The organism is Geoalkalibacter subterraneus (assembly GCF_000827125.1).
GTDB lineage: Bacteria > Desulfobacterota > Desulfuromonadia > Desulfuromonadales > Geoalkalibacteraceae > Geoalkalibacter_A > Geoalkalibacter_A subterraneus.
The window spans coordinates 2,055,178-2,079,879 of the sequence record NZ_CP010311.1; the positions used below are offsets into that span (position 1 = coordinate 2,055,178).

Consider the following 24,702-nt stretch of genomic DNA (forward strand, 5'->3'; position numbering starts at 1 on the left):
TTCTTGGCGGAATCATGAAGGGGGCTCTCTTCTGAACGGGATAGCGGATGCTTCACCAATGACAAAATCGCCAGCTCCCGGACCATGCTATTCAACGGGCACAAAGGCACCATTGTTCAATCGGCCTCTTCATCCCGGCTGCGACAGCAACCGTAGCGAATTCGGAGGCAAACAACAAGTTACTCTATGACAAGACGCCGCAACGCGGCGTGCGTTGCTAATCAGGTTTCTTTTTGCTGCGATCTCTGACGAAGACGATTTTGGCCATAACCGACTCGCCTTCGGCGTTTGCTCGGCTTTCAGTGGCAGAATGTGTTTGCGAATCACCGCCGCACTCAGCAGGTGCAGAAACTTGCGCCAGTTGGCATGGGTCGAGTTCAAAAACCGATACACCGTATCTTTGCCGATCTCGGCACTCGAGTCGGCAGTTTGCAGATATCGAAATAGGTTCTTGCCGGTTAAAGCCAGGCAGAAGATAAACCGCATCACCGCCACAGGGGCGATGCCACATTGCTTAAGGATGTTGCTTTGCCTTAAGAGTAGTGCGATGCGCTGATTTTCAAAGAACGAATCAATTTGGTTCTGACATGATAAAGAGTCTGATACAATCTGGTTCAAAGCGTCATCTCCTGGTTTTAGATTGGTTGTTGGGGAATAACCAATTATATCACAGCTGATGGCGCTTTTCTTCAGTTATTTAAACACCTTATGTGTTTTTTTAGCCTGCGAAAGTTGAGTAAGTAACTATCCCCCGGCAAAGCCGGGGGATAGTTACTGTCTTTGTTATCCTCATGGTTGGCTATGGAATAAATATTAAGTGCTTTTTACCTCGATTTGTTTTACATCCGATTTCGGCAGTGCCTTTCTCGGCATGGTCACGGTCAACACGCCTCTTTTAAAGGTGGCGTTGACCTTGTCCTGATCCGCGTCCTCGGGAAGGGAAAGCACCCGCTGGAACGAACCGTAGGAGCGCTCCATCCGGTAGTAGTTCTTTTCCTTCTCCTCCTTTTCCTGTTTCTTTTCGCCGCTGATGGTCAGGGTGTCGTTGATGATTTCCAGCTTGACATCCTTTTCATCTACGCCTGGCAATTCAACGGTAATCGTGTACTCCTTGTCAGTAGCGCCTAAATCCAGGGTGGGCTTCAGGATGCCGTCAGCCAGTCGCGGAAACAGGGGCTGATCGAACCCGAATGGGTACAGGCCGAACCCGCGGAACGCCTGATCGAAAAGCCGGTCGATCTCATGATGAAACTGCTGCAGCGGATGGGCCGGCACGCCGCTTTGTTCCTTAGCGTTTTCGCGCTTCACCGGCACCATCTTGCCGATACCCTCTTCTTCCTTCTTGAACCAATTCCAGGGAACCCATTTTTTAATGTCCATCGCATACCTCCTATGATTAAGTTAACCTACTGGTTATATTAAATTTGTGTACTGACCCCGAATATGTCAAGGGTGTGATTACCGAAATTTGACCACCCTCGGCATCCCTTCGCTACTCTTAAACAATATTGTACAGTGAAACATCTCGGATGATCGTGCCGCCAAGCAGCCAGAGGTGGTCGCGATACTGGGCGAAGGTCTTTCGGGACAATCCCTCGTCATAAAGCGCCTGCAGAAAACCGGCAAACCAGGGCAACAGCTTCTTGCCGTAGGTGAAATCTTCCGCAACGCCCATCCAGCTCGTCGGCCACCTGTCGAAATCCGGTGTCCAGGCGTGGAAACTCTGCGCTTCACTGTTCCTGTCGACGCTCATTTTTCTCGCCATAATCCCGCTTTGACCAGACGTTGCACCAGGGCTCGGCGGCGCGAGTGTTCGGCCATAAACTTCTGAAACTCTTTTTGGAACGCGACCAAGGTGGCATGCTGGATGTAGGCATCGCGCAGATCGACCAGTTGGCGGCACGCTGCGTCATAGGCATGGGCGTGGCCCTTGTTGGCGTCGCCATGGGCCGATTTCCAGGCCCGGGGGAAATCGGCCGCCAGCTTGGCAAGCCAGGCATTCCGTTGCCTCTTGCGCTCTGCCTCGGCCTGGCGACGGGCCTTGGCCTCTTCGATGAGCCGCAGGGCTTTGGCCTGCTCGGCCAGCTGCCACAATTCGGCAACGGAGCGGCGCACTCCTTTGGTCGGCGCAGACTGCTCCTGCCAGGCGGCATACCGTCGTTTCAACGCCCGTTCGGCGCTGGCCCCCTGCCCGTCCAGCATCTGCCGAAGGTAACCCCTGATTTCGGCCTTCGGAAGTTTGTCGAGCCAGGCATCGAGTGCCGCGCCATCCGCTGCGTCTGCTTGATTTGTTTGACTCCCGCTGCCCACCCCGGCCAGCAGGTCGATGTCGACTTCGAGAAATTCCGCCAGAGCCTGCTGCGCTGCCGTCAACTTATTCAATCCTTGTAACGCAAAGGGTTCTAGATCATCCGGATCGGTCTCCCCGGTTGTCACGGCACGCAGCCAGCCGATATACAGACTCCGCAAATCACCCCGCAGCAGTTCCTCCCGCACAGGAGCAAGAAGGGTCATCAAGCCGGGCCCTTCATCAACATAACCGAAGCGGTCGTAGTCCTCCGTTTCACCGAGTGACCAGGTCAACAGCCAGTGCTCCGGCAACTTCTCAAATTCCAGATGCGGGCTGGTACAAAAGGCCTTGAGCGTCTTCTGGTCGATGGCCTCTCTGGGCAGACGCACCATGAAGGTGGCATCCCCCCAGTTGGCGATAAACACATGGACATCGAAAAAATGCCGCATGAAATCGCGTGGATCGGCCTTCAGTCCGCCCCAGCTGTATTCGTTGATGAAGCTGACCGGGGTGATTTGCGCCCGGGTTGAAATGCCCCGCAGGTGGTCCATCTCCCGAGCCGTCAATGGACGGTCGATGGCAAGAAACTCAAGGTACTGATATTCGCTCACCGGTACGCCTCACGCAGATTTTGTGGCCCGAAAGGCCGAGTCATCAGCCAGATGCAGATAGATGCGACCGTTCAGCTCGCCATTTTCAATGACCGCCCAGCCACGACCGCAGACCGGATCGTTTTCCTCCTGCCCTGACCAGGAGAACTCGAAACGCGGCGCATTACCGCATTGCTCCACCCGGCCATCGATGTCCCTGGAGACCAGCCCAAACTGAAACTGGCCGGTGCCATCCGAGCCGATGCGGATAAATCCCGGCACCTCCATGTCGACGTAATCCTGGTCCCAGGGCTCCATCTCGACGATGCGCCATTTTCCGGCAAACGGTTTCATCTGCTTCATAGGATTCCTTTCAAGAAACTCTCTTTTATCGCCCCGGGGAATGCCATGGCCCGATTGTCACGAGCCATGTCGCGAGTTTGTCGCAAGTATGCCTCTGCTACTCGTCGGCATGGTGTTGCAGCCAACGATGGCCTTTACCGGTCAAGCGATAGCGCTGGGTGGGGCTGCGCGGGGAATCGGGTTGGGTACGTTCGATCCATTGGTCTTCCTTGGCCGGGTTGAGGTAGTTGTTCCGGAACGTGGGCCGGTGTGACAAACCCAAAGCCTGCATCAAATCGTTGCTGCCCAGCTCACCGCTCCCAATTGCACGAATCAATGCCGCTACTTGGTCGGCAACTTGGTCGTTCAACACAGCCTCGCGCACGGCATCGCGCAACGCACCCAGCATGAACTCGACAAAAGGAGTGGCATCCGCTTGGCTGTCGGCCACCGCGAGGACCCGGTAATAATCCTCCTCGACACTGGCGTCCCAGTCCTCCATGGCCTCGTAGGTCGCAAAGGCGTTTCGCACCTCCTGAATCTCGCGGGGGTGCCCCAACACCCGTTTGCCCTCAATCACGGCGGTCACCTGTTCAAGGGTGAGCGTGTTGTTCTCGATGGCCAGCGAGGCTTGGATGGTGCGGATGCGGTTCTCCCGGCGCAGGCGCGGAGTCAGGTTCTGTTCGGCGAGAACGGTGTAGCGGCCGATGGTTTCGCCAATCTCGGCGACCAGATTCACTATCGCCGGGGTGATGGTGCAGGGCGGCTGATATTTCATATCGTCCTTCGCTGCTCCCTACGACGCCATGCTGGCGTAGTAGGGTGACGGCACCGTTGGGTACGCCCGGAACACATGCACGAAAACCGCCTCTGTCTTGTCCCGCACGTCCTCCTCTGAATAGGTTTCCGGCAACCCGGTTTGCTCGCCCCAGAGATAGTCCTGAATCGTCAGTCGGACCGCGTCCCGGGTGGATTCCTTGTCGCGCCAGTGATTGATCCGCAGTTTTTCCGCCTTGAGGGTTTCGAGTAGATCAACGGCCACGGCCTTGATGCGTTTGATTTCACCGGACGTCAGATCCGGCTTCCTCAGCAAGTCGAATACGGCGAGACTTTCCTCATTGAGACCTTCCCGCACGGCGCGGCTCTCCTCATCGTCCATCTTTCCCATGATCTGCAGAAGCTCTTCAAAGGTCTTCTCGATGGTCACCCGATCCTTCTCGCGGTTGTACTCGGCAACAATCTCCTCGTAATGCCTTTGGAAATCGGTCCGCAAGGGATTCTGCTGGAGCAGACGCTGCAGGCGTTGTTCGATGACGGTTTTCAGATTTTGCACGGTGGTGCGTTTGGCCGGGCTGCGCTCGAACTCCCGGCGCAAGCGGTCGAAATCGATCTTGCTGATATCGTATGGTGGAGACTCTTCAGCAACAGCCGGTTGAGTTTGTGTTTCAATCGCCTCATCGACCACCTGATGCAGTTGACGGATGATGTCGGTGATATCCGCCTGTTCACGGTCCTGTTGCAGGCTTTTATAGACGATGTTGATCGCGTCGAAGTCGCCCCGGCAAGCATTGACGCCTTCGATGGTGATGCAGACCTTGAACTTCGAGAACACCGCCCGGCACATCACTTCAAAGCGTTTGCGCGTCTCGTCGTTTTCGTTCGCCGCCTCCTTGGCGGCGAGAATTGCCGCATTTCGGGCAAAACCGGTCTGCCCGATAATCCCATCCAAAGACGCGCTTCGCTCTTCCAAGAAGGATCGGACAAAGGCAATCGCTTCACGAAGATCGGCGAGCAGTTCCTCATCGGGCTTTGCCGGTTCGGTCTCGCCGCCATCGCCACCACGACCGTCATCACCCGTTCCGGCAAAGGTCGCCAGCGCCTTGCGCAGGTTTTTCAGGATGCCGCAGTAATCGACGATCATCCCGTTGTTCTTGCCTTCGCTTACCCGGTTCGCCCGAGCAATGGCCTGCATCAGCGTGTGCGCCTTGAGCGGCTTGTCCAGGTACAGGGTGGAGAGGCTGGGAACGTCAAAACCCGTCAACCACATGGCACAGACGATGGCAACGCGAAACGGGTGCTCCTCGGCCTTGAACGCATCGTCCAGCGACAGCCGTTGCATCGGTACGGGCGAAAAATCTTTCGCCCCTACGGGATTCTGCATGGCCTCGGGCAGGTCGATGCCTTCCTTGATCAGGCGGCGGTGCGGGGTGATGTCCAGCTCCCACTTGCGAAACTTTTCGACCTCGCCCTGTTCCTCGCTGACCACCACCGCCATCTGCGTCTGGCGCATCCACTCGATCTGACGTCGCCGGTACTGTTCGTCCTGCTCGTCCGTGGCCTGAGGCAACTGCGCTTCCAACTCGCCGATTCTCTCGTTCCAGTAGAACTCGACCAGCTTGTGCATACGGACGCAGGTGATCTTATCGATGCAGACCAGCATCGCCTTGCCGGTTTCCCAGCCCAAAGAGTAGTGCTGCACAAAATCGCGGGCCACCTGGTCGAGACGTTTTCCAGCCGTAATGATGTGGTAGTCTCGCTTGAGCTCCTGCTCCAGGCGCTGCTCCACATCGATATTGCCCGTCTCCAGCTCCTCCAGCTCCTCCAGCTTCTCGGCGATCCGCTCGTTCAGATCGCCGACCGCCACGCCGAGCTTGTCGCCACGCGCATCGTAATAAAGCGGCACCGTGGCCTTGTCCTCGACGGCCCGCTGGAAATCGTAGGTGGAGACGTAATCGCCGAACACCCGACGGGTGATCTCGTCGTCCTTAAAGAGTGGCGTGCCGGTGAAGCCGATATAACTGGCGTTCGGCAGGGCATTGCGCATGTTGAGCGCCAGGGTGCCGTACTGGGTGCGGTGAGCCTCGTCAGTGATGACGATGAGATCGTCACGCCGAGAGTAGGCCTCACCTTCCACCACGGTCTGGTTGAATTTCTGGATCAGCGAGAAGACGTGCGATTTATGCTGGGCCAGCAGCTTGGCGAGATGCTCGCCGCTCGCGGCCCGGCACGGGTCGCGGTCGTTGTCCACCACGCCGCATCCGGCAAAGGTCTTGTAGATCTGCGTGTCCAGGTCATCGCGGTCGGTGAGGATCAGAAAGGTGAAGTTGCCGCCCAGCTTGCGATGGACCTTGCGGGTGAAGAGCACCATGGAATAGCTCTTACCCGAACCCTGGGTATGCCAGAAAACCCCCAGCTTGCCGTTCCTGAGATTGCGATCGCGGACCGCCTCGATGGCCCGGTTGACGCCTAGGAACTGGTGGTTGCGGGCCAGAATCTTCCGCGATTCCCCGGCCGAGTCGTCGAAAATGATGAAGTTCTCCACCAGGTCGAGGAAATTGGCTTTCGCGCATACCCCCTTGAGCAGCGTTTCCATGGCCACCACGCCCGGCTGATTCTCGGCCAACCGTTTCCACTCGTGAAAATGTTCGAACCGGCTGGTGAGCGAGCCGAGTTTGGCATCCACCCCGTTGGCCAGCACCACCATGGCATTGTGATGAAACAGATGCGGGACGGTGTCCTTGTAATCCAGAAAGTTCCGCTCGTAGGCGGCGCGGATATCCTTGCTGACGTTCTTCAGCTCCATGAACAGCAGCGGCAGGCCGTTGACGAACCCGACGATATCCGCCCGGCGGCGGTACAGATCGCCGCGCACCCACAGCTCCCGCACGCAGAGGAAATGATTGTTCTCGGGGGCATCAAAGTCGAACACCCGCAGCCGCTGGCGCACCCGTTCGCCTTTGGCATTGCGAAAGGTGACCTGCACCCCGTCCTTGATCAGTTCGTACTTCTCGCGGTTGGTGGCGGCCATGGTCTGCGAGGCGGAGACCGTGACGATCTGGCGGAGGGCGTCTTCATAGGCCGTGGCAGGCAACCCGGGATTCAGTTCCTCGATCTTGGCTCGCAGGGTGCGGGTCAACACCACCTCACGGTCCGATTCCCGGCCCAGCAGGCTGTCCGGCCCGAAATCCTCGTTGTTGTACGCGTACACCGACTGCCAGCCAAGCTCTTGCTCCAGGTACTCGGCGGTGGTCTGCTGGACAAGGGTGTCTTCGGTGTAGGCACTCATCGCTGTAGCTCCCATACCCCCAGAACAGCACGCCCGGTTTCCGTCAGGCGGTAGCTCTGTTTGCTGCTGCGCGGCTTTTCAGGAATAGTCATCTCCAGCAAACCATCGTCGAGCAAAGGCTGAAGGTACTCCTTGCGGAAGTGCTCACGGTCTTTCATGCCTGCAGCGTTCTGCAATTGCGTGCGAGTCGCGTCACCAGCAAACGCTTCAAGGAGCATCGCCCGGACTTGCGGGGTACTCGTTCGATACTTGCTGGGTACTTGCTGGGTACTTGTCGGGTGCTTGCCGGGAGTCTCTTCTTCCTGCGTATCCGGTGACAGCGGCCTGGGAAAGATCACGGTAAACCAATGCTCCGACACCTCAATTTGCGGTTCGGCAACTCCGTACTCCCGACAGAGGTTGCGGATGCGCTTGATGCCCGAGCCGATATGCTCCACCGCAATCGGCGGCTCGGCCGACCGGGCGACGGCCTGCACCTCGGACTTGAGCCGGTTGTGATCTTTCACCCCGAAAATCTCCCCCGCATCCGTCACCCCGATCAGGATCACGCCGCCGGTGGCATTGGCAAAGGCGCAGATCTCCCGGCCGAGATTCGAGGTGCCGGAACGTTTGAACTCGGTGGTGAAGCCTTCGCCGAGGGCGAGGAGATTGTGGAGGTCGGAGCGTTTCATACCATCCATGCCTCCACACCATATTCGGCAATCGGTTCCCGGATTTCCGTAGGGGCGAAAAATTTTTCGCCCCTACCCGGATGCAATTTGTCCATTTCCCATTGCGCGGTATTGTTATGGATATATTCCCGGATACGATTCAATTCCGGTTCATTGCGGACGATGTGTTCCCAATAATTACGTTGCCAGACGGCATAAATTGACGTGTTGTTTCGCATCCATTTGGTTACGCCGATTTTAAACCCGCGAACGATGGAACCAATGGTTTTTGAGGTGCCGCACGGACGTGTTGTTTGGGGTAGGGGCGAAAAATTTTTCGCCCCTACATTGCCGGTGATAACGACAATGCCATGAATATGATTTGGCATGATCACGAATTCATCCAGATCAACATGTGGAAAATGGATTGGAATGTCATCCCAACATTGGCGCGCAATATTCCCCGCCTCGTTCAACCGCATTTCCCCATTCACAATATCCCCGAACAGACATTCCCGATTCTGGGTGCAGACGGTGACGAAATAGGCCCCGGCCTGGGAATAATCGTACCCCTGTAGCCGGATGGAACGGCGGTTGCGTCGGGGTGGGATGGCGTCATCCTGTAGGGGCGAAAAATTTTTCGCCCCTACAATGGCGGGATCGCATTTCGGATGATGAAAATTCACACCGCCACCTCCCCGTTCATCAGTTTGGGCAGGAGGAGGTCGCGGGCTTTGGCGAGTTTCTCGATTGTTTGCTGAAGATTCGCGATTTGAAGATCTATCGGGAGCACATGCTCCATGAACATCGCCGCTATCCGATCTGTCGGCTGCATAAGCTCAACACCATGCAGGTCTTTCTTCGTGATCGCTGCGAAGATCGCACCACCGCCGATCATGTCTTCTTTGAAAAAGTGGCTCTTGAGCGCGTAAAAAAGATAGTTTTGTAGATCACAGTTCGACCTGATCGCCGCGAGCCCACGACCAATGACAATTTTATCTGGCGTTATGTTTATGCGTCCGACAGGTGCTCTTACACTGAAAAGTATGTCGCCGGGTTCCCCGATACGACTTTGGACTGTGCAATATGTCTCATGCGAGGGGAAGCGAACTCCGAAATTGGTTACACCTTGATGAAATGGCAGCCCGTTGCCATCTTTGTTGTAAAAGATGGACTTGGGGCTTTGCCCCATAGTGATATCGGCAATCTCGCTTAACGGTTTCTTCTCCCACCCCTCCGGCACGCCGTCGATGATTGGGGTGTGTTCGTGGCCGGGGAAGCGGAGGTGGACGAACCATTCCTTGTAGAGCAGCCGCGCCGCCTGTTCCAGCAACTGAATCCGCCGCCGGTTGTTCTCGATCAGGTCGTCGTAGGTGGAGAGAACACGAGCAATGTTCCGCTGATTTTCAGGAGGTGGAACAGGCACCTCAAAGTTTCGCAATACTGTGAGGTTAATATGCGGAACACCGGATGAGGAGACAAAGCTCATAATGCGCTCCGTTGCCTCACGGCTCGAAAAGAAATAGTACAAAAACAGTCGATCAGCCTTGTCTTCATCAACTGTGAGCTTCATCTGGCTCTGTGATACGACATATCGGTCGGCAATACCATCACTCGGAATGATAGCAACTTGCCCAAGAGTACCTCGCTGCGTAAAGACAAGATCTCCCGGTTTTGCCAAGTTGCTTGACAGGTCTTCACGAACTTTTGATTCTGTCACGAACACAAAGTCGGTCATATCAAGGTACCGACCATTGTTCATGTTTGACCCACGAATGACTGGGATGCCACTTTCAACATAGTCCCTTGTCGTGAGCTTTGAACCGAACGGACCGCCCACGAAAGAGTAAGGCTCCTTGGCGGCCAGCGATTCAAGCTTTAGCTTCGGCCAGCTCATACCCCCAGCTCCTCAAAATTCTTCTTGATCGTCGCGGCCAGCCGCACCGCCTCGGCGTTCAGGTCCTCCAGCTCAACATGGATATCGTGCAGGGCCTCCTCGAAATCGAAGTTCTCGTCCTCTTCTTCGGGCGCGACACCGACATAGCGGCCGGGGGTGAGGCTCCAGTCGTTGGCCGCGATCTCGGCCCGGTCCACCAGTTTGACCAGACCTTCCACATCGCGCAATTTGGCCTCGGGGAAACGTTCGGTGAGCCAGTGGGCCTGTTTCCAGAAGTAGCGCACCTGCTTGAGCTGTTCCACGGCCAGGGCGCGAGCTTCGTCGGCGGCCTTACGGGCGCGGGTGATGTCACGAGCGGCCCAGGCGTCGCTATCACGGGCGGCGCAGTCGTTCTCGCAGCTTTCGATCAGGCGGCAGGCGAGCTTATAGAGCAGGTCGGTCTGCTTGACCAGATCGCGGCTGGTCTCGGCCAGGGTGGCGAGGCGATCCACGGCCTTTTTCAATTCACCGTTGGTGGTTTTCTGTTGTCCCCAGGCCGTCTGCTGCTCGCTGACGGTCTTTCGGAACGCCTCCACATCCGCCTTGAACAGCGGGATGGCGTCATCCAGTTCCCGTAGGGGCGAACCTGCGTGTTCGCCCTTTACTGCGTCTGGCGCGACCTTGGCCAGGGTTTTGAGGAAGGGTTCGACCGCGCTGCGCAGCGTGCCCAGCGCAGCGATGAAATCCGGTAGGGGCGAAAAATTTTTCGCCCCTGCATTGTCGAGACAGGCCGCGCCCTCGGCCAGCATGCGCTGGCAATAACCCGCCACCAGGTCGAGATATCGCCCGGTCTCGCCCCGGTAGAGCCAGACGATGGCCAGGAGGTTCTGCTCCTGCTCGGGGGAAAAATCGAAAATCTTGCGCGTCACAATGCGATAGACGTTACGGGCGTCGATCATCAGCACCTTGTCGCGGTGCGCTTCGGGCTTGGCGCGGTTGAGGAACCAGAGCTCGCAGGGGACGGTGCGGGTGTAAAAGAAGTTGGAGCGGATGGCGACCATGACATCCACATCGCCGGTCTCCACCAGTTTCTGGCGCACCTTGGCTTCATCCCGCCCGGCGCTGGAGGCCTGGGACGACATGACGAATCCGGCCCGGCCCTGTTCGTTGAGGTAGCTGTAGAAATAGCTGATCCAGACGTAGTTGCCGTTGCTGACCTTGCCCTTCTTGTTGACGCCGGGCAGGCCGAAGGGCAGGCGCGGGTCGCTCTTGACCTTGTCGGCGTCGATCTCATCCACGTTGAAGGGCGGATTGGCCATGACGAAGTCGGCCTTGCGCAGCAGCTCGTGCGGGTCTTCGTAGTAGGTGATCGATTTCTGGATGTCGCCTTCCAGGCCGTGCACCGCCAGGTTCATCTTGGCCAGGCGGATGGTGGTGGCGTTCTTTTCCAGGCCGTAGAAGGTGAGCTTCTCGGTGGGGTTCTCGTGCCGCCGCTCGACCACCCGGGCGCTCTGCACGAACATGCCGCCCGAGCCGCAGGCCGGGTCGAGCACTGTGCCGCCCGCCGGTTCGATGACGTTGGCGATCAGCGAGACCAGCGACACCGGGGTGAAGAACTCGCCGCCGTCGTGGGCCTTCTGGTCGGCAAACTGGGTCAGGAAGTATTCGTAGATGCGGCCGAACACATCCCCGGAGACCCGTTTGAGCTCCTCGGGGTTGAGGGTACGCAGCAGCTGGCCGAGCACCGCGTTGTCGAGCTCCTGATATTCGCTCTTGGGCAGCACGCCGCGCAGGTTCTCGTAGTCGGCCTCGATGGACTCCATGGCGTCGATAATCGCCTTGGCGCGGTCGGCACTGTCGGGCAGGGCCACCAGGGTGTCGAACTGGGCCTTGGGCTGCAGGAAGATGGCGCTCTTCTGCGAGAAATCTTCCTTGGTCAGCGGCCGGGTCTTGCCGCCGCGAGTCGGCAGGCACGCTTCGATGGCATCCTTGACGGCGAGATACCGGCTGTAGGCATGGCGCAGGAAGACCAGGCCCATGACCGGCAAAAAATACTCGTTGCTGGCATAGTTGGAGTTGGCCCGCAGAGTGTCCGCCGCGCTCCAGAGCCGCTTTTCAATGGCTTCGATATGTTCAAGCTGGGCCATGCTCAGGCTTCCTTCCCAAAATACGCTTTATGCAGGGCCTTGCCCTTGTCCCCCAGGCTGCACAGCAAGCTCTCGATCTTCTCCAGCGCCAGCGGCGACGGCTTGGCGCGGTCGTTCTCCCAGCGGTTGATCGTGGGAAAGGTCACCCCGAGCCTGGCCGCAAACTTTTCCTGAGTCAGACCGGTAAGTTCCCGAAGCTCACGGACCAGCTTCGCCATGCTGTGTTGCTCGTCCAATGGATTTCTCCTTGCTGAATCTATCTGATGTACTGGCGGCACCATTCATAACGCCCGATTTATCACTTGATATATCATCCATGGGGCCGCAAATGTCAAGCGCGACCTTGAAATCCTTACGGAAATTCTTGTCCGACTCCGCAATTTGAAATCCCCGTCGGCACATCCCAACGTCACCCGGTAAGTAAGAACCATGAGAGCAGACACGAAAAAATTCAGCCACCGCCCGACACTTTCTCCATCTCTCCGGTAAGTAAGCGGGGAAGCAATCAAAATTCACAACGAGGAGCGACCAACCATGGACATCAACGACCTGTTTGACTTAAATCATGAAGAGTATCAACCAGTTTGCCTTTGATCCCGCCGAGCAGCGGTTGCAGGAAAAAATGCAGGAAACCTGACGAGGTCCGAAGAATGGGGGTAAGAATGCGGAGAATTTTGAGGCGAAAGAGAAGCGGGGTATGACGGATTTCCCGAAAAAGGAGTGATCGGGGCGGTAGCGCCGACACCCTGAAAGCGACGCAAGTCGCTGACAATACGCAGAAAAACAAAACCCTTCCACCAACCGGACGCGGTTAGTGGAAGGGTTTTGTTTTTCTAAATGGTGGGGGGACTTCTATTTCCCGATTCCAGTTGTCAGAGGAGTTCCTCGAAATATTTTTCTTCTTATTGCCAAAGCCGGGCAACGCCTCTGTTTAACCATGAGAGGTTTATCTAACGTTGCGCCACATTTTCTCCTCTTGCTTCCGGCATGACAGGTTGCTTCTGAAGTCTTTTGTAGTAAAAGCTCTGACCATACAAGACCGCGACGGGATTGTGCCCGGTCACCCGGTCTTTGGCGACCAGGGTTGATGCCGGAGCTTCTGAATATTTACTGAACAGCATATCGTGGCCGACGCATAGTCCGACGATCAGGTTCATGTCGGTGCCGACCTGGTTGAGCATTTTAGCCTGGGCGATGGGGTTACAGGCCGGCTCAAAAGTGCCGGGACGGACCTTATTTTCTTCCGTTAGGCCAAGCTCAAGCTTGTCGATGCGCCCTGCTTTACAGCAGACAGAGAAAGGTTCCAGCCCTTGAGCATTGAGAATATCGCAGAGGCGGTTGCTTTCCTCAAGCAGTCCGATACAAGTGGCGATGCCGATTTTTTTCCAGCCCATCAATTTGATCAGGGCGATGGTATCCTCTACCCGTGTCCAGCGAGCATTAACTGCGTCGCTACCGGGCATTGATTGATAACACAGCCCTTCAACCACCGCCGCCACACGGGCCAGGCGTGCATCCTCATCGTTGCCAGTGTAGGCATGAAAGGATTTTTCAATCATTGTCGCTTCCCTGTCCGACGGGCAATATCCGGGTGCTTTGAGCTTTGCTTCAGGGTCGCTCCAGCAAAAAGTGGTTCCGTTCTTTTCCCAGGCGGCACTGCAGCGGTTGCAACTCAAGGAAGTCTTTTCCCCATTCTCCCTCAACGACATGAATCAAACTCCTTTCTCAATCGGTATACAGATTTCTGTAAGGCTATTTTGCAGCCTTTGGAATAAATATTTCATCCGGATCGAGGACGTCGTGGATCAACTGCAGTTCCTCGTAAGTCGGCACAGCGGTCTCCCCTTGCACCCTGGAGGTGTCCAACTCGAACTGACACTGCTCCTGGATTTTTTCGGGAGTGGTTCCGGGGTGAAAGGTGTCGAGATACATGTGCCCATCTTCCTCGTCAAACCGAAAAACTCCGAGGGTGCTGATGATGGCCGAAGGGCCACCACGGTAGGCCGCACCGTAAAGTTCACGCCGATGGACCGTTTCACCTCCCGGCCACTGCTTCACCTGCCATCCGGGACTGGTGATGTAACTGACCTTTTCGACGAAACGGCGCCTTTCGTGAACCATGACAAAGACCGTGCGTTTGGCAAAGGAATTGATGTCCGGGTTTCCGCCGCTGCCCGTCAGGCGCAGTTCAGGGGATAGATAATCACCAATGCAGGTAGTATTGACGTTGCCATACTGGTCGACCTCGGCGCCGCCGAGAAAACCCAGGTCAACATAGCCGCGCTGGGCGATACTGAAGGCATCATAGAGTCCCGAAGCCTTGGAAGCACCCATTTCACATCGGGCGTCCCCAACAGAGGTAGGGATTTCAGGGGGGCGGCCGTCCAGAGTACCCGCCTCGAAAATTAGTTTCAGATTGGGAGCATGGGTCTTCTGAGCGAGCATGATGGCCACCATGGGCAGACCGGTGCCTGCAAACACGACCTCATTATCCTGCACTTCGCGGGCCGCAGCACAACACAGCAGATCGGCCAGCCCATACTCGTCGGGGGATGCAAAGCGACTCATATCATTTCCCTCCCTTTCTTTCGCGCGGGCAGTAATTCATGGCGGAATTGGCGCGAAGCTTCAACATGCGAGGCCATCCCAGTTTTTCCAGATAACTGGTCTGTTCTTGGCCGTGAATCCATTCTTTGGCGAAGGCGTCAAAGCCTTCCTGAGTGCGGGTCTCGCTGTAGAATTTTTTGAGGAAAGGCCCGTCCACATCGTAGCGCCCGAACATCCCCGTGGGATGAGCGCCGTAGGGACACTCAACGATGTAATCGACCTCAAAGCTCGGGATGGTGTTCTGATCCGCGTTGCGGCGCAGAAATTCCTCCGGGACGATCTCTTCGGCGACAGCAATGGTGATATCTGCCGCCCGGGCGGCCTCCGGATCGGAGTAATACTGGCCATTGACGCGCACGGTGCCTTCCTCGCCCACCTGCTGAACGCAGAGAAGAGCCACATCCACCTTCACCGCGGGCACCATGACCTGCTGGCCGGCGTCGAAGAAGGGATCCTCCGTGAAGATATACTTGCTCTTGGCAATCCGCTGGCCGTCGCGCAGCCCCGCTTTGCCGAGCATGTCGTACTCTGGGTTGTGGATGTCGGTGCCCAGTGAGGTCTGGGTGACGGCATAGGGCGCTCCGGCGGCAGCGGCGGCAAAGCGGAACATCATCTCGGCATGGCTGTAGTCCTCGACGAGGATCTTCTTCTCCGCCACCTTGCGCGAGAGGTTTGCACCGTACTTGCCGTAGAGCTCATGCCCGACCCAGCAGGACTCCCAGATATCCACACAACCAGCCCCCACCAGAAACTCCGTATGCGGGCCACCGTTGACTTCGATCAGATGAAGCCCCTTTCTCTGCTGCCGGATAAGTTCATAAACGACTCCAAAGGGGCGCCGCCAGATGGTGAAGCCGGAGAAAGTCAGGCTCGATCCATCTTTAATCATCTCGGCAGCCTGCTGTACCGATATGCGTTTGTCCTTTTCCATTGCTCCCTCGCTTTCTTGAGTTTAGGCCACAAGTCCTTTGAGGATTTCTCGTGAAATGATCAGGCGCTGGATTTCACTCGTGCCTTCATAGATCGAGGTTATCCGCACGTCCCGGGTAAATCTCTCGATGGGGAAGTCTTTGGTGTAACCGTAGCCGCCAAGGATCTGCATGGCCTTGTAGCAGGCCTTGTTCGCAGCCTCAGTTGCAAAGAGTTTTGCCATGGAGGCCTCCTTGGCAAAGGATTTTCCGACCTCCTTGCGGTAGGCCGCATTCATCAGCAGCAACCTTGCAGCTTCAAGTTCGGTGAAGGCGTCGGCAATCATCCATTGAATAGCCTGAAATTGGCTGATCTTCTGCCCGAACTGACTGCGCTCCGTGGCATAGCGTGTCGCATAGTCCATGGCCGCCAGCCCGATACCGAGCCCGAGCGAACCGATCCCGATACGCCCCCCCGCCAGTTCGGCAACGGCAATCCGGAACCCGTCGTTCTCTTTGCCCAGCATGGCGGAGGCTGGGACCTTACAGTCCTGAAAGATCAGCTCGTTGGTGGCTGAAGCGTTCTGCCCCATTTTTTCCTCTTCTTTACCAATGATCAGGCCGGGAGTGTCCGCTTCAACCAGAAAACAACTGATCCCCTTGCCTCTGGGTGCATCCTTGTCGGTGACGGCCCAGACCACGAACACTCCCGCGTAAGGAGCGCTGGTGATGAAAATTTTCGACCCGTTGAGAACATAGCTGTCACCGTCCCTGACAGCTTGGGTAGCCATCCCCGAGGGATCGGATCCGGCGCAGGTCTCCGTCAGGCCAAAGGCGGCCGCGGCATATTCCCCCGAACAGATTCTGGGAATATAGGTGCTTTTCTGCTCCTGCGACCCGGTGGCCTGTATGACCTCGCAGACCATGTTATTCACCGAAACGGTGACCGCGGTGGAGGCGCAGGCGCGCGCGAGTTCGGTCATGGCAAGGCTGAAGGCGACAACCCCGGCCTCCGACCCTCCATATTCCTCGTGGACGTTCAATCCCATGAAGCCGAGCTCCGCGAGTTTTTTCAGGTTGCCCAGAAGGAGCTCACGGTCTTTTTCACGATCGAGCTTTTCGGCGACCGGTTCAAGCTCGGTTCTGGCAAAATCTCTTGCTGTGTCCTGGATGATTTTCTGTTCTTCAGAAAGTTCCATTTTCATTGTCTTCCCCCGCCGATCATGGTTTGAATGCGATCATCAAAAATCGGGACTTCCGTTTTTATGTCCACACCCTTTTGTGAATGCCAGGCTGAACGGCCGTCGCGTGTACTTGTTCTTATCCTGGAGTGGACGATGCCGGCTTTTTGAGTTTCCTGCCCCAGGGACAGACTTTGATGCAGATGCCGCAGATAGGCTTTCCGATGTTTTCCATCGTGGCGAACTCGGTCACCAGTTTGGTCGCGCATTTCTGGAAATCCAGCGCTTCTTCACGAGACGCATAGTGAAAATCGGTGGACACGTTGCGGATCGCGCCGGCAACACAGGCATCTGTGCAGCAGGTGCAGGAGCCGCATCGATTCTCCAGCGGCTGGTCGGCTTCAAGCGGCATGTCGGTCAGCACGGTGACAAAACGAACCCGCGGTCCATACTCCGGCGTCACGATGAGCAGGCTCTTGCCCTGCCACCCCAATCCAGCCGCATTGGCTACCGCCTTGGCCGAAAGGTGGGAACGAAACTCCTTCATGTCGAGAGGCTGAGAGGCCGGGATGGGAAGAGCGTTAAATCCCGCTTGCTCGATATGAGAGCAGATCCGCAGCGCGAGCTGATCCAGAAAAGCGTTGGCGGCCAGGTAAGTCTGGGCATAAAGCGGTGTCGGGCGCCCCGGGAGCTGCTCAAAGACGGCGTTGGGAATCTTAACCCCCAGAGACAAGGCATACCTGAACGGCTCAAGCAAATCGGAAGGCTCGCATTCGATCTCCCTGAGAAGATCCAGATCAGCGACTCCGACCAGATCGGCGCCAAGCTCCCGAGCACGTGTTTTGAGCTGTGCGGTGGATTCATCCATATCATCCTCCTACTCCGGGGCTGTCGATTTTCTACTTCTCGATCCCGATGCGGGCGTCCACGCCCTGCTGGTAGTAGTGTTTGACTTCGCGCATCTCCGTGACCAGGTCCGCAGCTTCGATCACCCGGCTGTCTGCGCTTCTCCCCGTCAGGACCAGCTCGACATGGGGCGGCTTCGATGCGATCACCTCCAGAAGATCCTCGACGGAGAGAAGGCCGAACCAGACCGCGCCGTTGATCTCATCGAGAATCACCAGATCGTAACTGCCGCCGTTCATGGCCTGCCGAGCAAACTCAAGCGCCTCTTGTGCGATACGGATATCCTCATCCTCGAGCTTGTCCCTGAAGATCCAGCCGTCGCGCCCTGTCTGGTGAATGGTCAGAAGTGGCTCAAGCTGCCGCGCCGCCAGATGTTCTCCGTAGGCGCCGCCCCCCTTGATGAACTGAACCACGCAGACCTTAAAGCCGCGCCCCACGGCTCGCAGCGCCAGACCCAGGGCGGCGGTCGTCTTTCCTTTGCCATCGCCGGTGTAAACCTGCACCATTCCCTGTTCCATCCCTGCCGCTCCCTTACTTCTGAAGAGCTTCTGTCAGTGCCGGAACGAACTGCATGACATCGGCGACGACCAGAACGTCTGCGACCTCGCCGATCGGGGCGTCCTTGTCCTTGTTGATCGCCACCACGAAATCGGATTTTTTCATACCGGCCAGATGCTGGATCGCTCCGGAAACGCCACAGGCCACGTACAGCTTCGGCGCCACCGTCTGCCCAGTGGTGCCGACCTGGCGGCTGTGGTCCACCCAACCGGCATCAACCACCGGGCGGCTTGCACCCAGCTCCCCTCCCATCACCTTGGCTAGTTCGGCAATCACGGGTATGTTATCTTTTTTCCCGATGCCGCGCCCGGCGCTCACGATCACCTCGGCCCGAGCCAGATCGACTTCTTTCTTCTCAGCAGGTTCATAACCTTTGAAAACCACCCCTTGAGTGTCAGCCGAAATGTCGATCCGCTCCACGGCGGGAGCCCCCTGGGGAGTTGCCGCGGCAAAAGCGCCAGCCTGCACGGTCAGAACCGCCTGGCTGGTGGATGGAGTCACGGCGCGTCTCATCTTGGCGTTGCAGCACCCCGCTTCGAAGCCGTCCTCGACAATGCCCACGATTTCCGTGACCTGCCCGATCTTGAGAGCGGCGGCAAGGCGTGGGGCCAGGTCCCAGCCATAGGATGAGTGAGAAAGGATAATATAATCAGGCTTCTCCTTCTCGATGGCCGCCAGCACCACCTGTTTATGAACGGCGGGATTGTACTCCCCGCAACCAGCCGCCTCGGCCAGGTAAACCGTCCCGTCCATCTGCGGCACTGACTCCTCATCACCGATCAGGATGGCAGCTTTTTCCGCTCCCAACTGATCGGCAAAAGTCATCAGTTCATACGTTGTTTCGAGGAGTTGACCCTCACGATATTCACACACCAGCAACGCTTTCATAAAAAGCCTCCGTCAGGTTCTGATGTTACCTCAGCACGGCTGTTTTCTCTTTGAGCACACCAACAAGCTTCTCGACCATCCCGCTGAGATCGCCTTCCAGGACCATGCCGCCTGCCTTGCGCTCCGGCGCGTAAAACTTTGTCGCCGGAGCCAAAGCCCCTTCGGAGAGCAATTCATCAGCCGCAATCGTCTCAATCGGCTTTCGCTTCGCCTTCATGATGTTGGGCAGCGTTGGATAGCGCGGAGTGTTGAGTCCCAACTGGCAGGTCACAAGAGCCGGAAGCTGCAATTCCACCAGTCCCTTGACGCCGCCCTCCAGCTCGCGTTTACCCTGAATCAATCCATCGGCATAATTGAAATCCACCAGGGTTGTGGCGCTGGCGATTCTCAGCATTTCAGCGACGAGCACTCCGACCTGCGCTGAACCGCGATCCTGAGACTGCATTCCGGTGAAAATCAGGTCAAATCCCTTGTCCCCCGCGTACCGCGAGATCATCGACGCGATCTGCCAGGGATCCTTGAGATGGGCGGCGTTGTCCTGAATATGCACGGCCCTGTCACCCCCCATGGCGAGGGCTTTCTTCAAGGCTTCCACCACACGGTCCGGTCCGATGGAGAGAACGGTCAACTCAGGCTCTTTGCCGAGCTGTTCCTTGAGCTGGACCGCCTGCTCGACGGCGTACTCGTCGTATTCGTTCATGCGCCAGGCCAGATCGCTCTCGTCAAACCAGAGTCCGTCGGCAGCAGGCCTGAAGCGCGACTCCATATCGGGAACCTGCTTGATGCACACAAGTAGCTTCATGGGCTAATCTCCTATCCTTTCGGCGATGACTTCAGCGAGATCCCTGACCCTGAGGGTCTCTTCGCAGTCTCCTGTTTTTATGCCATCTTCAAACATGGTCAGGCAGAAGGGGCAGTTGCTGACCAGCACAGGGGCCGAGGTTTCGGCGGCCTGCCGAACCCGCTCCACATTAATGCGCGAACCCAGCTTCTCCTCCGCCAGAATCCTGCCGCCGCCGGCGCTGCAGCAGAAACTGTCCCTGCCCGACTTGTCCATTTCGGTGATCTTCCAGCCTGCGGCGTCGAGCACCTCGCGGGGCTCCCGGTAAATATCCTTGTAGCGCCCCAGATAGCAGGAATCGTGGTAGGTGCAGAGCTGCTCGTCCGCCGGATTCAGAGCAAGCCTTTCTTCACCCACGAGCCGGTGGATGAATTGGGTGTAGTGCTCTGTGGCGATATGGAAATCGAGGTCGCGATAATCACGGCTCAGCGTATTGAAGCAGTGGGGGCAGGCGGTAACGATCCTCTCGATGCCGGTCGCTTTGATGGTCTCGATATTCTCCTGTGCCAGCATCTGATAGAGGTATTCATTGCCGAGTTTGCGGGCCGGCTCTCCGCAGCATTTCTCGTCCTTGCCGAGAAGCCCCACCCGGATGCCGGCTGCATTGCATATCTTCACGAAGCTGCGGGCCACCTCTTGATTGCGCTTGTCAAAAGAGGCGTAGCAGCCGACAAAGTAGAGGATATCGGCCTGTTCTCCCTCATTGACCCGGGCGACATCGAGCCCCTCGGCCCAGTCGCCGCGTGAGGCGAAGGCCATGCCGAAGGGGTTGGCGTTGACCTCCAGGTTGCCCACGGCCGCACGCACCTCGTCGCCGGGGAAGGCCCCCTCCATCAGGCTCAGGTTGCGCCTGAGCTCGATCACTTTGTTCACATGCTCGTTGTTGGCCGGACAGATGTCCTGGCAGGCAAAGCAGGTGGTGCAGGACCAGACGGCCTCTTCATCAATGGTTTCCAGCAGGGCCTGCTCTCTGCCCGCTGCGGCCGCCTCGCCGACCTGATTGATCAGCTTCATGGGCGAGAGAGGTTTTTCGGTGACATGGGCCGGGCAGCGATCCTGGCAGCGCTTGCAGTTCATGCAGGCATCGGCGTCGAAAATGTCTTTCCAGGTCAGATCCGCAACAGTGGCGGCACCGAACTGCTCGGCCTCTTCGTCCTCCAGATCGATGGTTGAAATTGAGCCTCTCTCATCCAGGGGGGCAAAGAAGGCGTTGGCGCTGGTGTACAGGAGGTGTTTAAGCTTGGTGAAAGGAAGTGCGGCGATAAACCCGAGGGCCAGCGCCAGGTGCACCCACCACAGGGAGGAATGCAGAGCGCTTAGTCCCTGGGGAGTCATTTCAGGCAGCATACGGGCGGTCGCAAGACCCACGGGGGAGAACCTGGCCAGCTCGGGATTCTGTACCACCTCGGTGGCGGCCATCCGCGCCCCTTCGAGCAGGAAACCGGTGATGAGGATGGCAAACAGCAGGCCATGAATCCAATAATCTTCTTTGGCTGTCTCCAGCCCGGGAGGCTTCACAAAGAAGCGGCGTACGAACAGCCCGGCCAGCGTCAGGATCATCACCGCCCCTGCGATATCCAGGGCCAGGGAAAATAACAGGTAAAAGTTGCCCTGTAGAAGGTTGGCTTCGAACACAGGGGTCAGCAGATCCGCCTGCAACATGACGAGGAGCGTCCCTGCAAACAAGATCATGAACCCCAGGAAGAACAGGGCATGGTAGATGCCGCCCTCACGCACGCGGGAGACTTTGCGCTGCGTCAGGACCTCGGACAGCATTCTTTTTGTCCGCTCCCCGATGGAATTGAAACGGTCCAGGCTTCTGCCCTGCCGCCAATGCGCCGAACGCTTCCACACCCCCCAGGCCATAAGGGCGAAGGCCGCGATCGCGAGAAGATACATCGGCAACACCACACCTGACCCGACATTCCAGTATATTTCGCGCGTGCCCCCCATGGGCACCTCCTTTCCAGGCGAAAATTCAGGACTTTTTTCGCCTTGCTTTCAAAAAGTCCGAGGTGGCTCGCCGACCGATGGTGGTCAGCTCAAGAGCAGCTTTGAAATAACGACCCGCTGAATTTCATTGGTTCCTTCGTAGATCTCGGTGATCTTTGCATCGCGGTACATCCGCTCCACTTCATAATCAGCGATATATCCGTAACCGCCATGAATCTGGAGCGCTTCCTTAGTTACGTAGGTGGCAGTCTCGGAAGCGTGCATCTTGCACATGGCCGATTCCATGGTGTAGTTCTGCCCGGCGTCCTTGAGACAGGCAGCCTTGTAGGTCAGCAGCTTGCTCGTCTCGATGCGGGTTTTCATATCCGCCAGCTTGAACTGGATCGTTTGAAAATCGCAGATCGCCTGACCAAACTGCTTGCGCTCTTTGGAGTAGGCCAGCGCCCGCTCGAAAGCGCCTTCGGCAATGCCCAGCGCCTGTGCGGCAATCCCGATACGGCCGCCGTTGAGAGTGTCCATGGCGACGTTGAACCCCTTGCCTTCCTTGCCGAGCAGGTTCTCCGCCGGCACCCGCAGATCATCCAGGGCAAAGGCGGTGGTGTAGCTGCCGCGGATCCCCATCTTGTTCTCATTCTTGAGGATGGACACCCCCGGAGAGTTCAGATCGACAATAAAGGCGCTGATCCCCTTGTGTTTCAGGCTGCGATCAAAAGATGCGAGCACCACTCCGGTGCCGAGGAAGCCGCCGTTGGTGATAAATATCTTGCTTCCGTTGATGACGAACTCATCTCCCTCGCGCCGGTAGGTGGTGGCGGTTCCGCCGGCGTCGCTGCCCGCATCGGGTTCGGTGAGCAGAAAACAGCCGATCTTCTCGCCGCTGTTAAGGTCAGGAAGCCACTTCTGCTTCTGCTCCTCGGTGCCGAAGGTGAGGATCGGCCCGGAGCACAGGGAGGTGTGGGCGGAGATGAGCACGCCGCTTGAGGCGCAGGCTTTAGAGACCTCTTCCACCACGATGGCATAGGAGAGCATGTCCATACCCGCGCCACCGTATTCCTCCGGCAGATAACTGCCGAGCAGCCCCATCTCCCCCATCTGCTGCACCAGAGTGTCGGGGATGGCATGTTTCTCGTCGATTTCCATGGCCAGCGGCTTGATCTCGTTATTGACAAAATCCCGCACGCTGTCCCGAAGCACCTTGTGATCCTGTGAAAGTTCAAAATTCATAACGTCCCCCGCTCATCCTCGAGTAATGGTCACTTTCCCTTGAACTCAGCTTTACGCTTCTCCACAAAGGCGCCCATCCCCTCCTTTTGGTCTTCGGTGGCAAAAAGCACCCCGAACAGCGAAGCCTCGTAGCGAAAACCATCTTCTTTACCCATGTTCAAGCCGTTGGCGATCGCGTTTTTGGCCGAGGCAATGGCCAGGGTGCCGAGCCTGGCGATGGACCGGGCCGTTTCCTGGGCTTTGGGCAGCAGCTCTTCCGGGGCAAAGACCTCGTTTACGATTCCCCACTCGGATGCTTTGGCGGCATCGATCATTTTTCCTGTAAAGATCAGCTCATTGGCCCGCGCCACCCCAATGCGCCTGGACAGGTTCTGGGTGCCGCCGAAGCCGGGGATGATCCCGAGGGTCACCTCAGGAAAACCGAAGCGTGCTTTTTGCGAGGCGTAAATGAAATCGCACCCGAGAGCCAGTTCCAGTCCGCCACCGAGAGCGTAGCCGTTGACGGCGGCAATGACGGGCTTGTTCATCTTCTCCATCATGAGGATGACCCGCTGGCCTTTGAGGGCGAACTGCTGCCCCTCGAAAGCGCTCATCGCGGCCATTTCCTTGATGTCCGCACCCGCCACGAAGGCCTTCTCCCCCGCTCCGGTCAGAATCACGACCTTGACGTCATTGTCGCGGTCCAGTTCATAGAGTGCGCATTCAAGTTCACCCAGCACTGCACTGTTGAGTGCGTTGAGGGTTTGCGGACTGTTGATGGTCAGCTGGGCGACTCCATTGTTTTTTTCGATAAGAAGCAGTGTGTATTCCATTCCCTCTCCCCTACTGATAAGTGTAGAAACCGCGTCCCGACTTTCTCCCCAGATAGCCGGCGTTAACCATCTTGACCAGCAGCGGGCATGGACGGTATTTGGGGTCTTTGAATCCGTCATACAGGACTTCGGCAATCGCCAGCACCGTGTCGAGCCCGATAAAATCGGCAAGAGTCAACGGCCCCATCGGCTGGTTGGTGCCCAGCTTCATCCCTTTGTCGATATCCTCAGCCGTCGCGACCCCTTCATAGAGGGCGAATATCGCCTCGTTAATCATGGGGATCAGCACGCGGTTGACGATAAAGCCGGGATAGTCCTGAGAGACCGCCATTTCCTTATCCAGCTTCGCAACCAGGTCGGCGGTGACCTGAAAGGTCTCGTCGCTGGTGGAGTGGCCGCGGATCACCTCCACCAGCTTCATCACCGGCACCGGGTTCATGAAGTGCATGCCGATGACTTGCTGCGGACGCCCGGTCACAGCGGCGATTTTGGTGATAGGGATGGACGAAGTGTTGGAGGCCAGATACGCCTCGGGTTTGACGAGAGTGTCGAGCTTACGGAAGATCTCCAGCTTGACGGCTTCGTTCTCGGTCACCGCCTCCACGGCAAAATCCACCGGCGCCAGATCCTCCATGGACTGAGTCGTTTTGATCCGCCCCAACGCCTCGCCGACCAGGCTCTCAGCGATGGCGCCCTTCTTTGCCTGCCGCGCCAGGTTCTTCTCGATGGTCGCCATCGCCTTGTCCAGCTGCTGCTGCGCGATGTCGAAGAGGACAACCTGGTATCCGTGCTGAGCAAAGACATGGGCGATGCCGTTGCCCATCTGCCCCGCTCCGAGAACTCCAATCGTTTCAACCATGATC

General features: G+C 57.3%; 24 protein-coding genes. All 24 read right to left on the reverse strand.

The window, feature by feature from the left end; all coding sequences use genetic code 11:
• Positions 1 to 129: 129 nt before the first annotated feature.
• The 24 genes from GSUB_RS09470 to GSUB_RS09585 all read right to left on the reverse strand — a co-directional run bounded on the left by GSUB_RS09470 (position 130) and on the right by GSUB_RS09585 (position 24,698).
• A complete protein-coding gene (locus GSUB_RS09470) occupies positions 130 to 618 on the reverse strand; it encodes a hypothetical protein (protein WP_040200471.1) in 489 nt (162 codons plus the stop codon).
• 195 nt (positions 619 to 813) lie between these two features.
• Entirely contained in the window at positions 814 to 1,380 is a 567-nt protein-coding gene (locus tag GSUB_RS09475) for an Hsp20/alpha crystallin family protein (protein ID WP_040200473.1), read from the reverse strand.
• A 118-nt stretch (positions 1,381 to 1,498) separates the two neighbouring features.
• Positions 1,499 to 1,753, reverse strand: coding sequence for a hypothetical protein (locus GSUB_RS09480; protein ID WP_200890133.1), 255 nt, complete (start codon positions 1,751 to 1,753; stop codon positions 1,499 to 1,501).
• Positions 1,750 to 2,901, reverse strand: a complete 1,152-nt coding sequence (locus GSUB_RS09485; RefSeq protein WP_040200475.1) for a hypothetical protein — start codon at positions 2,899 to 2,901, stop codon at positions 1,750 to 1,752. Before GSUB_RS09485 ends, GSUB_RS09480 begins: the two co-directional genes overlap by 4 nt.
• A gap of 9 nt (positions 2,902 to 2,910) precedes the next feature.
• Complete coding sequence (locus GSUB_RS09490) at positions 2,911 to 3,243, reverse strand: hypothetical protein (RefSeq protein ID WP_040200477.1); 333 nt, start codon at positions 3,241 to 3,243, stop codon at positions 2,911 to 2,913.
• A gap of 97 nt (positions 3,244 to 3,340) precedes the next feature.
• On the reverse strand, positions 3,341 to 4,000 hold the full coding sequence (locus tag GSUB_RS09495; RefSeq protein ID WP_040200479.1) for a Fic family protein: 660 nt from the start codon (positions 3,998 to 4,000) through the stop codon (positions 3,341 to 3,343).
• A gap of 18 nt (positions 4,001 to 4,018) precedes the next feature.
• Positions 4,019 to 7,288, reverse strand: coding sequence for a type I restriction endonuclease subunit R (locus GSUB_RS09500; RefSeq protein WP_040200480.1), 3,270 nt, complete (start codon positions 7,286 to 7,288; stop codon positions 4,019 to 4,021).
• Positions 7,285 to 7,968, reverse strand: coding sequence for a Fic family protein (locus GSUB_RS09505; protein WP_084211923.1), 684 nt, complete (start codon positions 7,966 to 7,968; stop codon positions 7,285 to 7,287). Before GSUB_RS09505 ends, GSUB_RS09500 begins: the two co-directional genes overlap by 4 nt.
• Positions 7,956 to 8,549 (reverse strand): transposase, encoded by a 594-nt coding sequence (locus tag GSUB_RS09510; RefSeq protein ID WP_040202358.1) that lies wholly within the window; start codon positions 8,547 to 8,549, stop codon positions 7,956 to 7,958. The genes GSUB_RS09505 and GSUB_RS09510 overlap by 13 nt, the downstream gene beginning before the upstream one ends.
• A gap of 71 nt (positions 8,550 to 8,620) precedes the next feature.
• Complete coding sequence (locus GSUB_RS09515) at positions 8,621 to 9,835, reverse strand: restriction endonuclease subunit S (RefSeq protein ID WP_040200482.1); 1,215 nt, start codon at positions 9,833 to 9,835, stop codon at positions 8,621 to 8,623.
• Positions 9,832 to 11,961 carry a class I SAM-dependent DNA methyltransferase gene (locus tag GSUB_RS09520; RefSeq protein ID WP_040200483.1) on the reverse strand — a complete coding sequence of 710 codons (2,130 nt, stop codon included), beginning with the start codon at positions 11,959 to 11,961 and terminating at the stop codon, positions 9,832 to 9,834. The genes GSUB_RS09515 and GSUB_RS09520 overlap by 4 nt, the downstream gene beginning before the upstream one ends.
• A 2-nt stretch (positions 11,962 to 11,963) precedes the next feature.
• Positions 11,964 to 12,197: a helix-turn-helix domain-containing protein gene (locus GSUB_RS09525; RefSeq protein ID WP_200890134.1), complete on the reverse strand. Its 234-nt coding sequence runs from the start codon at positions 12,195 to 12,197 to the stop codon at positions 11,964 to 11,966.
• A gap of 714 nt (positions 12,198 to 12,911) precedes the next feature.
• Positions 12,912 to 13,670 carry a DUF1847 domain-containing protein gene (locus tag GSUB_RS09530; protein WP_052464840.1) on the reverse strand — a complete coding sequence of 253 codons (759 nt, stop codon included), beginning with the start codon at positions 13,668 to 13,670 and terminating at the stop codon, positions 12,912 to 12,914.
• A gap of 43 nt (positions 13,671 to 13,713) precedes the next feature.
• Positions 13,714 to 14,529: a CoA-transferase subunit beta gene (locus GSUB_RS09535; RefSeq protein WP_040200486.1), complete on the reverse strand. Its 816-nt coding sequence runs from the start codon at positions 14,527 to 14,529 to the stop codon at positions 13,714 to 13,716.
• 1 nt (position 14,530) lies between these two features.
• On the reverse strand, positions 14,531 to 15,499 hold the full coding sequence (locus GSUB_RS09540; RefSeq protein WP_040200487.1) for a CoA transferase subunit A: 969 nt from the start codon (positions 15,497 to 15,499) through the stop codon (positions 14,531 to 14,533).
• A 21-nt stretch (positions 15,500 to 15,520) separates the two neighbouring features.
• A complete protein-coding gene (locus GSUB_RS09545) occupies positions 15,521 to 16,681 on the reverse strand; it encodes an acyl-CoA dehydrogenase family protein (RefSeq protein ID WP_040200489.1) in 1,161 nt (386 codons plus the stop codon).
• Between the two features lie 115 nt (positions 16,682 to 16,796).
• Complete coding sequence (locus GSUB_RS09550; RefSeq protein ID WP_040200491.1) at positions 16,797 to 17,525, reverse strand: 4Fe-4S double cluster binding domain-containing protein; 729 nt, start codon at positions 17,523 to 17,525, stop codon at positions 16,797 to 16,799.
• 31 nt (positions 17,526 to 17,556) lie between these two features.
• A complete protein-coding gene (cobO, locus tag GSUB_RS09555) occupies positions 17,557 to 18,081 on the reverse strand; it encodes a cob(I)yrinic acid a,c-diamide adenosyltransferase (RefSeq protein WP_040200493.1) in 525 nt (174 codons plus the stop codon).
• 13 nt (positions 18,082 to 18,094) lie between these two features.
• On the reverse strand, positions 18,095 to 19,009 hold the full coding sequence (locus GSUB_RS09560) for an electron transfer flavoprotein subunit alpha/FixB family protein (RefSeq protein WP_040200495.1): 915 nt from the start codon (positions 19,007 to 19,009) through the stop codon (positions 18,095 to 18,097).
• A gap of 25 nt (positions 19,010 to 19,034) precedes the next feature.
• Positions 19,035 to 19,811 carry an electron transfer flavoprotein subunit beta/FixA family protein gene (locus GSUB_RS09565; RefSeq protein WP_040200496.1) on the reverse strand — a complete coding sequence of 259 codons (777 nt, stop codon included), beginning with the start codon at positions 19,809 to 19,811 and terminating at the stop codon, positions 19,035 to 19,037.
• A gap of 3 nt (positions 19,812 to 19,814) precedes the next feature.
• Positions 19,815 to 21,803: a heterodisulfide reductase-related iron-sulfur binding cluster gene (locus GSUB_RS09570; RefSeq protein WP_040200497.1), complete on the reverse strand. Its 1,989-nt coding sequence runs from the start codon at positions 21,801 to 21,803 to the stop codon at positions 19,815 to 19,817.
• An 84-nt stretch (positions 21,804 to 21,887) separates the two neighbouring features.
• The gene (locus GSUB_RS09575; protein ID WP_040200498.1) at positions 21,888 to 23,027 is read right to left on the reverse strand and encodes an acyl-CoA dehydrogenase; all 1,140 of its coding nucleotides are present in this window, start codon (positions 23,025 to 23,027) and stop codon (positions 21,888 to 21,890) included.
• Positions 23,028 to 23,056: 29 nt separating this feature from the next.
• A complete protein-coding gene (locus GSUB_RS09580; RefSeq protein ID WP_040200499.1) occupies positions 23,057 to 23,839 on the reverse strand; it encodes an enoyl-CoA hydratase/isomerase family protein in 783 nt (260 codons plus the stop codon).
• Between the two features lie 10 nt (positions 23,840 to 23,849).
• Positions 23,850 to 24,698 carry a 3-hydroxybutyryl-CoA dehydrogenase gene (locus tag GSUB_RS09585; RefSeq protein WP_040200500.1) on the reverse strand — a complete coding sequence of 283 codons (849 nt, stop codon included), beginning with the start codon at positions 24,696 to 24,698 and terminating at the stop codon, positions 23,850 to 23,852.
• Between the last annotated feature and the right edge of the window lie 4 nt (positions 24,699 to 24,702).

Excerpts from the sequence above, each read along its gene's own strand:
- GSUB_RS09475 (WP_040200473.1), bottom strand. The coding sequence starts at position 1,380 with ATGGACATTAAAAAATGGGTTCCCTGGAATTGGTTCAAGAAGGAAGAA.
- GSUB_RS09480 (WP_200890133.1), bottom strand. The coding sequence starts at position 1,753 with ATGAGCGTCGACAGGAACAGTGAAGCGCAGAGTTTCCACGCCTGGACA.
- GSUB_RS09490 (WP_040200477.1), bottom strand. The coding sequence starts at position 3,243 with ATGAAGCAGATGAAACCGTTTGCCGGAAAATGGCGCATCGTCGAGATG.
- GSUB_RS09495 (WP_040200479.1), bottom strand. The coding sequence starts at position 4,000 with ATGAAATATCAGCCGCCCTGCACCATCACCCCGGCGATAGTGAATCTG.
- GSUB_RS09500 (WP_040200480.1), bottom strand. The coding sequence starts at position 7,288 with ATGAGTGCCTACACCGAAGACACCCTTGTCCAGCAGACCACCGCCGAG.
- GSUB_RS09505 (WP_084211923.1), bottom strand. The coding sequence starts at position 7,968 with ATGGATGGTATGAAACGCTCCGACCTCCACAATCTCCTCGCCCTCGGC.
- GSUB_RS09515 (WP_040200482.1), bottom strand. The coding sequence starts at position 9,835 with ATGAGCTGGCCGAAGCTAAAGCTTGAATCGCTGGCCGCCAAGGAGCCT.
- GSUB_RS09520 (WP_040200483.1), bottom strand. The coding sequence starts at position 11,961 with ATGGCCCAGCTTGAACATATCGAAGCCATTGAAAAGCGGCTCTGGAGC.
- GSUB_RS09530 (WP_052464840.1), bottom strand. The coding sequence starts at position 13,670 with ATGTCGTTGAGGGAGAATGGGGAAAAGACTTCCTTGAGTTGCAACCGC.
- GSUB_RS09535 (WP_040200486.1), bottom strand. The coding sequence starts at position 14,529 with ATGAGTCGCTTTGCATCCCCCGACGAGTATGGGCTGGCCGATCTGCTG.
- GSUB_RS09540 (WP_040200487.1), bottom strand. The coding sequence starts at position 15,499 with ATGGAAAAGGACAAACGCATATCGGTACAGCAGGCTGCCGAGATGATT.
- GSUB_RS09545 (WP_040200489.1), bottom strand. The coding sequence starts at position 16,681 with ATGAAAATGGAACTTTCTGAAGAACAGAAAATCATCCAGGACACAGCA.
- GSUB_RS09550 (WP_040200491.1), bottom strand. The coding sequence starts at position 17,525 with ATGGATGAATCCACCGCACAGCTCAAAACACGTGCTCGGGAGCTTGGC.
- cobO (WP_040200493.1), bottom strand. The coding sequence starts at position 18,081 with ATGGAACAGGGAATGGTGCAGGTTTACACCGGCGATGGCAAAGGAAAG.
- GSUB_RS09560 (WP_040200495.1), bottom strand. The coding sequence starts at position 19,009 with ATGAAAGCGTTGCTGGTGTGTGAATATCGTGAGGGTCAACTCCTCGAA.
- GSUB_RS09565 (WP_040200496.1), bottom strand. The coding sequence starts at position 19,811 with ATGAAGCTACTTGTGTGCATCAAGCAGGTTCCCGATATGGAGTCGCGC.
- GSUB_RS09570 (WP_040200497.1), bottom strand. The coding sequence starts at position 21,803 with ATGGGGGGCACGCGCGAAATATACTGGAATGTCGGGTCAGGTGTGGTG.
- GSUB_RS09575 (WP_040200498.1), bottom strand. The coding sequence starts at position 23,027 with ATGAATTTTGAACTTTCACAGGATCACAAGGTGCTTCGGGACAGCGTG.
- GSUB_RS09580 (WP_040200499.1), bottom strand. The coding sequence starts at position 23,839 with ATGGAATACACACTGCTTCTTATCGAAAAAAACAATGGAGTCGCCCAG.
- GSUB_RS09585 (WP_040200500.1), bottom strand. The coding sequence starts at position 24,698 with ATGGTTGAAACGATTGGAGTTCTCGGAGCGGGGCAGATGGGCAACGGC.